Origin of the sequence: Streptococcus hyovaginalis DSM 12219 (genome assembly GCF_000420785.1) — a bacterium.
GTDB classification, from domain to species: domain Bacteria; phylum Bacillota; class Bacilli; order Lactobacillales; family Streptococcaceae; genus Streptococcus; species Streptococcus hyovaginalis.
This window is the reverse complement of the sequence record NZ_ATVP01000022.1, coordinates 1-8,681: the sequence shown is the minus strand read 5'-3', so window position 1 is coordinate 8,681 and position 8,681 is coordinate 1. Positions and strand designations below refer to the sequence as shown.

Below are 8,681 nucleotides of genomic sequence, written 5' to 3'. Positions count from 1 at the left end.
CAATCGACGTTTCTACCAGCACTTGACCTTCTATTCCTATGACGATCTAATCAAGCAGATGAAAATCTATCTGTACCGTTCCAATCGACTCCCTATGCAGACTTTAGGCTGGAAATCTCCTATCGATATCAGAAAAGCTTTACTAGGAGCTAGCTCCTAGTAAAGCTTAACAAATGGAAGACTTCAAAATAACATTTTAGGTCTCACATCATTGACAAAGGTACATTACCGTCTATTTCGTGACTGGTTTGAACTTGACTGATTGGTATTGGAACGGCTAGAGCCGCCGACAATGTTATTCCAAGCTTTTTGGTAATCACTATCTGTACCACCTATCGCAAAACGATAAGTCATATCCCCCGCACCGTTCTTAGCCCAATAACTAGTCATCGTATTTCCGCTTACGGTATAGCGTCTTCCTCCTTCAGTAGCAGTCCCAGGTTTCAGACCCGTCTGTTTATTAACAGTCGATTTGATGACGCTAGGATCTAAGGAGAATTTCTGCCCTGTTCCAAAAACATCTGGCTCTGCTTGATTAATGGCCGTTACCAAATTAGCCAGATAGTTCGAATGATTTTCATAACCTGTCATCTTCCCAAGCGACCTATTATCATCATGACCTGCCCACGAAGCCAAGGACACTTTAGGCGTTGCGACCGCCAACCAAACATCCGAATAAGCATTGGTTGTCCCCGTTTTACCAATCCAGTCAGCATTAGCTAAACCGCTATTTAGAGAACGTAAGCGACTCATGTACTGTGTCGTTGTCCCTGAATCAAGAGGACCACGCAAGAGATCCTGGAGGATAGTTGCAGTAGCTTTTGAGAATACTTGAACCGGCTGCACCTTGTGCTCATAGATCACTTTTCCTTCGCTATTGGTAATCTTATCAACCATGTGCCCCTTAACATAGGCGCCATCGTTTGCGATCATTTGATAAGCATTGGTAATTTGTTCTACCGACGTCCCAATACCACCACCCAATGGAAGGCTTTCAATGTCATAGTTGTCAATGGCAATTCCCATCTTGGTCATATAATCCTTGACATCGACACCTCTCTCTTGCAAGAGTTTATAAGTCCAAAAAGCAGGAATATTCCAAGAGGTATTCAGCGCTTCCTGCAAGGTGATCATCGTTGTTCCTTCATTATCAACGTGCATGATCTTTTCGCCACTAGAGAAAGTCGTTGGGTAGTTAGATAACATGCTAGCGCTCCCCATAAAACCTTGATCAATCGCTGGACCATAGGCAATCAACGGTTTTATAGCAGAACCTGGAGATCTTTTCGTATCGAAAGCATGGTTATTTTGGTTACTGTTGTAATCCCGACCACCTATAAAGCCAAGAATAGCACCTGTTTCATTATCCATCAAAACATTGCCGACCTCTGTTCGACCCGTTCCGTCATCTAAAATTGACCCATATTGATTGACAGCATTTTGCATCGCTTCATAAATCGGCTTATGAATCGTTGTTGTAACCGTGTAGCCTCCTGATTGTAAAGCTTTTAAAGCGCGCTCTTCATAGGCTACTTTAGTCGCATCATTTTTCAGATCTTGCTGGGATACCTTATCTTCTTTCACCAGGTAATCGTACATCACCTGCTGAGCTTCTTCCATAACTGAATAGTAAAGGTAATCATGTGAGTTAGCCTGGACACTATCTGAAGCAATGAAATCTTGTTTCAAGTCATAAGCTTTGTAAGATTCATATTCTGCTTTATTGATATAACCTTCACGATACATGTTATAAAGCACATTGGAAGCACGTGTCAGACCAAAAGAAAGATCCTCATCAGACTTCAAACGCCCATTAGCATCGTAAGGGGAGTAGACAATCGGACTTTGTGGTAATCCCGCGATAAAAGCTGCCTGAGGAACAGTCAACTCACTAGCTGAACGTCCAAAAATTCCTTTAGCTGCCTCTTCAACACCAGCGATATTTTGTCCCCTGTTATTCCGCCCAAAAGGCGAAATGTTAAGATAGGCCGTCAAAATAGCATCTTTACTCATGTCTTTTTCTAAAGAGAGAGCATAGATAATTTCCTTGGCCTTACGTTTAAAAGTAGGATCATCTCCTAAAATTTGTTGTTTCAACAATTGTTGTGTTAGCGTAGAACCACCACTAGACTCACCGACACCCAAAAGAGATGTGATTAAAGCTCTGAAGACTGCTTTTGGAACAACACCATCATGCGTCTCGAAATTTTCATCCTCCGTCGCAATGATGGCATGCTTGAGATTATCCGAAATCGCCTCACTAGCAACTGGTGTTCGAAGAAGGTCTGTATCAACCTCTGAAATGAGACTACCATCAGCATAAGCTAATTGTGACATTAACGAAGCGGACTCCACTTGCTTGATCAAGTCATCTTTACTAGGAACAGTGACTTCATCAATCTGACTTGCTAAGTAACCAAATCCTATTCCTGCACCAAGCATCACAAACAAAAGTACGAGAATATAGATAAAATTGGATAACAATTTGATAATCCGTAAAGCAATCGCGAAGCTATCCAAAATAACATTGCCATTATCTGTATGATTTTTCTGATTAGATGAGCCTGTCTTATGTCTTGACTTCCGCACAGAAAGACGTGATGCTTCTTGTTTCAGCCAAGTTTGAAATGATTTTTTAAGTTTAGACATAAAATACCTCATTGTCATTATACCAAACTTCTCTGTAGCTTGCATGCTACAAAACATTTCTGATATAATGAAAGCTAATACTAATAAAGATATTTGGAGGCTAAAATGAACGTTTTTGAAGAATTAAAGGAAAGAGGTCTGGTCTTCCAAACCACTGACGAAGACAGCCTCGTAAAAGCTCTAACAGAAGGGCAAGTATCCTATTACTCTGGTTATGATCCTACTGCGGACAGTCTCCACCTTGGTCACTTGGTTCCAATTCTAGTCTGCCGTCACCTGCAAAAAGCAGGGCACAAACCTTACGCCCTTGTCGGAGGAGCAACAGGATTGATCGGAGACCCTTCTTTCAAAGATGCCGAACGTAGCCTTCAAACAAAAGAAACTGTCGATGGTTGGGTCACAAAAATTCAAGGCCAGCTCTCTCGCTTTCTTGATTTTGAAGAAGGTGCTAACAAAGCAGAAATGGTCAATAACTACGATTGGTTCAGCGGTATTAGCTTTATCGATTTCCTCCGCGATGTTGGAAAATACTTTACCGTTAATTACATGATGAGCAAAGAGTCTGTTAAAAAACGTATCGAGACGGGTATTTCTTATACCGAATTTGCTTACCAAATCATGCAAGGTTACGATTTCTATGAGCTTAACGTCCAACACGATGTCACCCTACAAATCGGTGGATCAGATCAATGGGGTAACATGACCGCAGGCACAGAACTTCTTCGCCGAAAAGCCGATAAAACAGGACACGTTATGACAGTCCCATTAATCACCGATGCAACTGGTAAAAAATTCGGCAAATCTGAAGGCAATGCCGTTTGGCTCGATGCTGATAAAACTTCACCATACGAAATGTACCAGTTCTGGCTCAACGTTATGGATGAGGACGCCGTTCGTTTCTTGAAGATTTTCACTTTCTTGTCTTTAGATGAGATTGCCGAAATTGAAAAAGCCTTTGAGGCAGCACGCCATGAACGACTAGCTCAGAAAATTCTTGCTCGCGAAGTCGTGACCCTTGTCCATGGAGAAGAAGCTTACAAACAAGCTCTCAATATCACTGAGCAACTCTTCGCAGGTAACATCAAGAACCTCTCTGCTAAAGAGCTGAAGCAAGGCCTCAGTAATGTCCCAAACTATGCCATCCAAGCAGATGACAATCTCAACATCGTTGATATTTTGGTAACAGCTAGTATTTCTCCGTCCAAGCGCCAAGCACGTGAAGATGTGCAAAACGGAGCCATTTATATCAATGGTGAACGAATTCAGGATCTTGACTATACACTATCTGATGACGATAAAATTGATAACGAATTGACTGTTATCCGTCGTGGTAAGAAAAAATATTCTGTCCTAACTTACTAATCAAACCACTCAAAACTAAAAAACACTCTCACTCTTCTCATATCCCATTACTGAACTGCACCCCAAAAAGTTAGACAGAAAAACTAACGATTGGGGTGCTTTTTGATGACATTTACAAATAAAGACAAAGGCGATGTTTACACAAAGTATCAAAACAAAGCAAGTCTATCCACTTTATGACAAGAGATCAACATAGACAAAACCTCTTTGAACGATATCATTCAATTAACCAATCGATAGGATAACCATGCTAGAAAAGTGTTATCAAACTCTTGATGGGGTCGAACAAACCAATACAGACGATATTTTTACGACAACAATAAACAAATCAAAGCAAAATAAAAAGGACTTAGCCCTGTGCCATACAGAACAAAATCCTTTCATTAATTTATTTTCCAACTTTTTTGGAGTAATACAGAACAACTTGAGAACGGTATATTTATAGCTTAACCAAGCTCAAAACATTTTCTCCAACACTTGTTGCTTGCTCATCCCACTTTCTTTCGTAAAGCAGATAAAAGGCCAACTCCCAGAAAAATAATGATAAAAATAATAGTGATGGTTGCACTGGCAGGCGTTTCCCAGCTATAAGATAGTACGACACCTGTCAACATCCCAACAAAGCCAACCAAAATAGCACTGGCAATGACAGCTTTAAATGACTTTCCTATCCGCATACCTATACTAGCTGGCAAAACCATAATGGTTGAAACCAATAGCGCTCCAGCTGCTGGAATCATCAAGGAAATTGCAACTCCGGTAATAATATTGAACACAAGAGACATCATTCTGACCGGCAAGCCATCCACCAAAGCTGTGTCCTCATCAAAAGTCAGCAAATACATCAGACGGATAAACAAAGCCGTCAAAATTAAGACCAGCACTGCAATGACAAATAAGGCAAACACTTGTTGCTGATTAATCGTAATAATCGAACCAAACAGGTATTGATCTAAATTAATACCCGAAGCATTATCCGATTTACTCGTAATGATTAAAGCCAAGGCTAAGCCTAGAGACATCAAAATAGCCGTCGAAATTTCCATATAATGCTTATACACTACTCTCAAGTATTCTAAAAGTATCGAAGCTAAAATAACGACAAACACAGTCATCCACGTCGTTGATACTCCCAAAAGAATACCCATGGCAACACCTGCCAAAGAAACATGACTGAGAGTATCACTCATGAGGCTTTGTCGCCTTAGAATCAAAAAGAGGCCTAAAATAGGCGCGAACAAACTCATCGCCACAATAGCTAACAAAGCCCTTTGCATAAAATCATAAGAAAGAATTTCAGTAATGGTACTCATAGCTACTCCTCCTCATGAATATTGAAGCATCGCCAAGGAGACGACTGGTCTCGAACAAGGTGAATATTTCTATCAGCATACTTTCCCACCTCATCCGGATCATGCGTAATCATCAAGACCGATTTACCATGCCTATGAGCACTATGGTGCATAAGCTCATAAAAAGTGTCCAAGGTACCTGCATCCATACCCGTTGTCGGTTCATCCAAGACAAAAATATCCGGATCTGACGCAAACATGCGTGCAATGACAACTCGCTGTTTTTGACCACCAGAAAGATCACCGATCCGTTTATTGCGATTAGCCCACATTCCCACAGACTCCAAACTCGAGCGCACATGTTCCTTATCGTGACTTGTTAAACGCCTAAACCAACCATGCCGGGGATAGCGTCCTGATGTCACAAATTCCTCCACTGTTGAAGGAAAACCCGCATTAAAACTAGCGATCTGCTGAGGCAAATAACCAATCCTTAATTTTTTTCCATTACTATTTTGATCAGAGATAATTACCTTACCACTCTTAGGTTTTAAGATGCCCAAAGTAGCCTTGATTAAAGTTGATTTAGCAGCACCATTTTCACCTGTAAGGGTAACAAACTCACCACTATCTAAAAAATAAGAGATATTTTGAAGTACTGGCTCACTATCATACTGAAAAGCCAAATCCTCCACTGTTATATAGCGCAAACCTTACAAAACCTCCTTGGACAATTGTGACAAGAAGCGATCAATAACCACCTGCTCACTCTCAGAAAAGTCCTTAACAATCTTTTGATAAACAGAAATTGTAGACAAATGATGATGTTCATGTTCATCGGCTATAGGTAATCCCCTATCTGATAAAGTTAAATAGGTCACTCTAGCATCCTTAGTATCTTTAACACAAACAACCAGTTCTTGAGACACCAGCTGCTTAACCGCCTTTGAAACAGCCGCTTGACTGATCGATAATTCCTTAGCCAAATCAGTATTAGTCAATTTATTTTCCTTCAAAAGCATCAAAATATGCTCTTGAGTACTAGTCAAACTCAACTCACTTTGGCACTTACCAATTAACAACTCGTTCTGATGCTCTGTTTTGGCAATTAGCGAATTTAAAAAAAGATCAATTTTTTCCGAGAGATCCATACATTTTCTCCTTAACCAGTTAAATATAATACGAAATAAAAACCGTTAGCCTAACTAACAGCAACAACATATCCAAAAACGATATACATCACATAAATTAGTATCCATTTTAACAGATTAAAAGCAATTAGACAATACAAAAAGGCAAATTTTAATTCTCATTACAAAATATCAAAACGAAAAAACAAACTCAATCCTCTCAAAACTGTAGCTACATCTATTTAATACAGTTAACAAATAGCACAAATTTCGTACAAAAGAAAAGAAACGCTGATAAATCAACATTTCTTTACTATATGCTATACCGGCGGCCGGCATATACTGCACAAATTAGTATTAATCTTAGCAGATTTAAAGCATTTAGACAACCATAATTAATCAATTTAGGTGCTAAAGAAGAAAAAATTGGGGGAGATGTTGGGGAAAATGGATGAACCCAAATTGTCAAATCAAATTAATTTAGACCATTGAATTTTATATAAATAGAAAATCTCCAGGGGGCACTAAAAATATTAGATAGTAGAATTTCCCATGATAACTCACTAAAATACGCCATACTATATCTCCTTACATCTATAATTAAATAAAATGACATCCTGTCCGTTACTTCAGCAAACAAAGCACTTAAAAAAGTTCTGGATGAATTAGAAATATATCCAGAAATTACAACAAAGGGATTAAGGCACACCTATGGATCGTACTTATTACACCAAGGAGTAGATATAGGTGTTGTGGCTAAGATATTAGGTCATAAAGATATCCAAATGTTAATAAAAGTTTATGGTCACACAATGGCTGAAAAAATAAAGAAAGAATTTAAAGAAATAGAAGAAATAATGACCAACATCTAAAACAATTGGGCGAAATCTTGGGGTAGGAAACTGCACAAAAGAAAAGAAAGCCTTGATATACAAGACTCTCCTAACTTAAAATTCTATACCGGCGGCCGGGGTCGAACCGGCACGTCCTTGCGGACACTGGATTTTGAGTCCAGCGCGTCTGCCAATTCCGCCACGCCGGCAAGTATAACTGGGGTAGCTGGATTCGAACCAACGCATGAGGGAGTCAAAGTCCCTTGCCTTACCGCTTGGCTATACCCCAATAAATAGGCGAGTGAGGGGAATCGAACCCCCGAATGTCAGAGCCACAATCTGATGTGTTAACCACTTCACCACACCCGCCATATTCTATAAACACGGGCAGTAGGAATCGAACCCACACTGAAGGTTTTGGAGACCTTAGTTCTACCTTTAAACTATGCCCGTAACATATGGAAAGAGAGGGATTCGAACCCCCGAACCCGAAGGAGCGGATTTACAGTCCGCCGCGTTTAGCCTCTTCGCTATCTTTCCAAAATATTAAACTATAATGGCGCGAGACGGAATCGAACCGCCGACACATGGAGCTTCAATCCATTGCTCTACCAACTGAGCTACCGAGCCAATTTTAATTCTAATTGCGGGAGCAGGATTTGAACCTACGACCTTCGGGTTATGAGCCCGACGAGCTACCTAGCTGCTCCATCCCGCGATAATATTAAGGAGGATGTGGGATTCGAACCCACGCACGCTTTTACACGCCTGACGGTTTTCAAGACCGTTCCCTTCAGCCGGACTTGGGTAATCCTCCATATATAGTCCGTACGGGATTCGAACCCGTGTTACCGCCGTGAAAAGGCGGTGTCTTAACCCCTTGACCAACGGACCATAATGATAATATGGGCACGAGTGGACTCGAACCACCGACCTCACGCTTATCAGGCGTGCGCTCTAACCACCTGAGCTACGCGCCCAAGCACTATGCTTGGTTTATAGTAAACTATAAAGCGGGTGACGAGAATCGAACTCGCGACAACAGCTTGGAAGGCTGTAGTTTTACCACTAAACTACACCCGCAAATAGTAATATATGGGAGTTAACGGGATCGAACCGCTGACCCTCTGCTTGTAAGGCAGATGCTCTCCCAGCTGAGCTAAACTCCCAAATGGGTGGGATTTAGCTCAGCTGGGCAATGGAGAAAACTTCATTTTCCTCATCTCCAACTTGAAAGCTCGAATTCCTCTCACTTTCAACTAAGCTAAACTCCCAAATGGAATCATCTGATTCCTATTCGCTAAGCGACTACCGTATCTAACAGGGGGCAACCCCCAACTACTTCAGGCGTTCTAGGGCTTAACTACTGTGTTCGGCATGGGTACAGGTGTATCTCCTAGGCTATCGTCACTTAA

At 40.9% G+C, this 8,681-nt stretch carries 5 protein-coding genes, 12 tRNA genes, 1 rRNA gene and 2 pseudogenes; 3 read left to right on the top strand and 17 right to left on the bottom strand.

Features of this window, described 5'->3' with window-relative positions; translation table 11 throughout:
- Positions 1–160 (top strand): annotated as a pseudogene (locus G574_RS11415) (IS481 family transposase); the annotation flags it as partial.
- Positions 161–225: 65 nt separating this feature from the next.
- Here the strand turns inward: G574_RS11415 and pbp1b are convergent.
- Entirely contained in the window at positions 226–2,661 is a 2,436-nt protein-coding gene (pbp1b, locus tag G574_RS0110265) for a penicillin-binding protein PBP1B (RefSeq protein WP_169343469.1), read from the bottom strand.
- 93 nt (positions 2,662–2,754) lie between these two features.
- On the opposite strand from pbp1b, the gene tyrS reads away from it, so the two are divergent.
- Positions 2,755–4,011 (top strand): tyrosine--tRNA ligase, encoded by a 1,257-nt coding sequence (tyrS, locus tag G574_RS0110260; RefSeq protein WP_029692106.1) that lies wholly within the window; start codon positions 2,755–2,757, stop codon positions 4,009–4,011.
- A 488-nt stretch (positions 4,012–4,499) separates the two neighbouring features.
- On the opposite strand, the gene G574_RS0110250 is transcribed toward tyrS, so the two are convergent.
- From G574_RS0110250 to G574_RS0110240, 3 genes are read right to left on the bottom strand one after another with little or no spacing between them, the layout of a single operon-like run.
- Positions 4,500–5,324 carry a metal ABC transporter permease gene (locus tag G574_RS0110250; RefSeq protein ID WP_029692104.1) on the bottom strand — a complete coding sequence of 275 codons (825 nt, stop codon included), beginning with the start codon at positions 5,322–5,324 and terminating at the stop codon, positions 4,500–4,502.
- Between the two features lie 2 nt (positions 5,325–5,326).
- Positions 5,327–6,013 carry a metal ABC transporter ATP-binding protein gene (locus tag G574_RS0110245; protein ID WP_029692103.1) on the bottom strand — a complete coding sequence of 229 codons (687 nt, stop codon included), beginning with the start codon at positions 6,011–6,013 and terminating at the stop codon, positions 5,327–5,329.
- Positions 6,014–6,016: 3 nt separating this feature from the next.
- Positions 6,017–6,454 (bottom strand): zinc-dependent MarR family transcriptional regulator, encoded by a 438-nt coding sequence (locus G574_RS0110240; RefSeq protein WP_029692102.1) that lies wholly within the window; start codon positions 6,452–6,454, stop codon positions 6,017–6,019.
- Between the two features lie 599 nt (positions 6,455–7,053).
- Here G574_RS0110240 and G574_RS11410 point away from each other — a divergent pair.
- Positions 7,054–7,305 (top strand): annotated as a pseudogene (locus G574_RS11410) (tyrosine-type recombinase/integrase); the annotation flags it as partial.
- A gap of 86 nt (positions 7,306–7,391) precedes the next feature.
- Here the strand turns inward: G574_RS11410 and G574_RS0110225 are convergent.
- From G574_RS0110225 to rrf, 13 genes are all read right to left on the bottom strand, one after another.
- A tRNA-Leu gene (locus G574_RS0110225) sits at positions 7,392–7,475 on the bottom strand.
- 8 nt (positions 7,476–7,483) lie between these two features.
- Positions 7,484–7,555 (bottom strand) — tRNA-Gln (locus G574_RS0110220).
- Positions 7,556–7,562: 7 nt separating this feature from the next.
- Positions 7,563–7,635: transfer RNA gene (locus tag G574_RS0110215), tRNA-His, on the bottom strand.
- Positions 7,636–7,648: 13 nt separating this feature from the next.
- Positions 7,649–7,719 (bottom strand) — tRNA-Trp (locus tag G574_RS0110210).
- 6 nt (positions 7,720–7,725) lie between these two features.
- Positions 7,726–7,806 (bottom strand) — tRNA-Tyr (locus G574_RS0110205).
- Positions 7,807–7,823: 17 nt separating this feature from the next.
- Positions 7,824–7,896, bottom strand: a tRNA-Phe gene (locus tag G574_RS0110200).
- Positions 7,897–7,910: 14 nt separating this feature from the next.
- A tRNA-Met gene (locus tag G574_RS0110195) sits at positions 7,911–7,984 on the bottom strand.
- Positions 7,985–7,993: 9 nt separating this feature from the next.
- Positions 7,994–8,083: transfer RNA gene (locus G574_RS0110190), tRNA-Ser, on the bottom strand.
- Positions 8,084–8,088: 5 nt separating this feature from the next.
- Positions 8,089–8,160, bottom strand: a tRNA-Glu gene (locus tag G574_RS0110185).
- Between the two features lie 12 nt (positions 8,161–8,172).
- A tRNA-Ile gene (locus tag G574_RS0110180) sits at positions 8,173–8,246 on the bottom strand.
- A 32-nt stretch (positions 8,247–8,278) separates the two neighbouring features.
- Positions 8,279–8,349 (bottom strand) — tRNA-Gly (locus G574_RS0110175).
- A 13-nt stretch (positions 8,350–8,362) separates the two neighbouring features.
- Positions 8,363–8,435, bottom strand: a tRNA-Val gene (locus G574_RS0110170).
- A 130-nt stretch (positions 8,436–8,565) separates the two neighbouring features.
- Positions 8,566–8,681: ribosomal RNA gene (rrf, locus tag G574_RS0110165) — 5S ribosomal RNA — on the bottom strand.

Coding starts and splice junctions, on each gene's coding strand:
- pbp1b (WP_169343469.1), bottom strand. CDS start 2,661: ATGAGGTATTTTATGTCTAAACTTAAAAAATCATTTCAAACTTGGCTG.
- tyrS (WP_029692106.1), top strand. CDS start 2,755: ATGAACGTTTTTGAAGAATTAAAGGAAAGAGGTCTGGTCTTCCAAACC.
- G574_RS0110250 (WP_029692104.1), bottom strand. CDS start 5,324: ATGAGTACCATTACTGAAATTCTTTCTTATGATTTTATGCAAAGGGCT.
- G574_RS0110240 (WP_029692102.1), bottom strand. CDS start 6,454: ATGGATCTCTCGGAAAAAATTGATCTTTTTTTAAATTCGCTAATTGCC.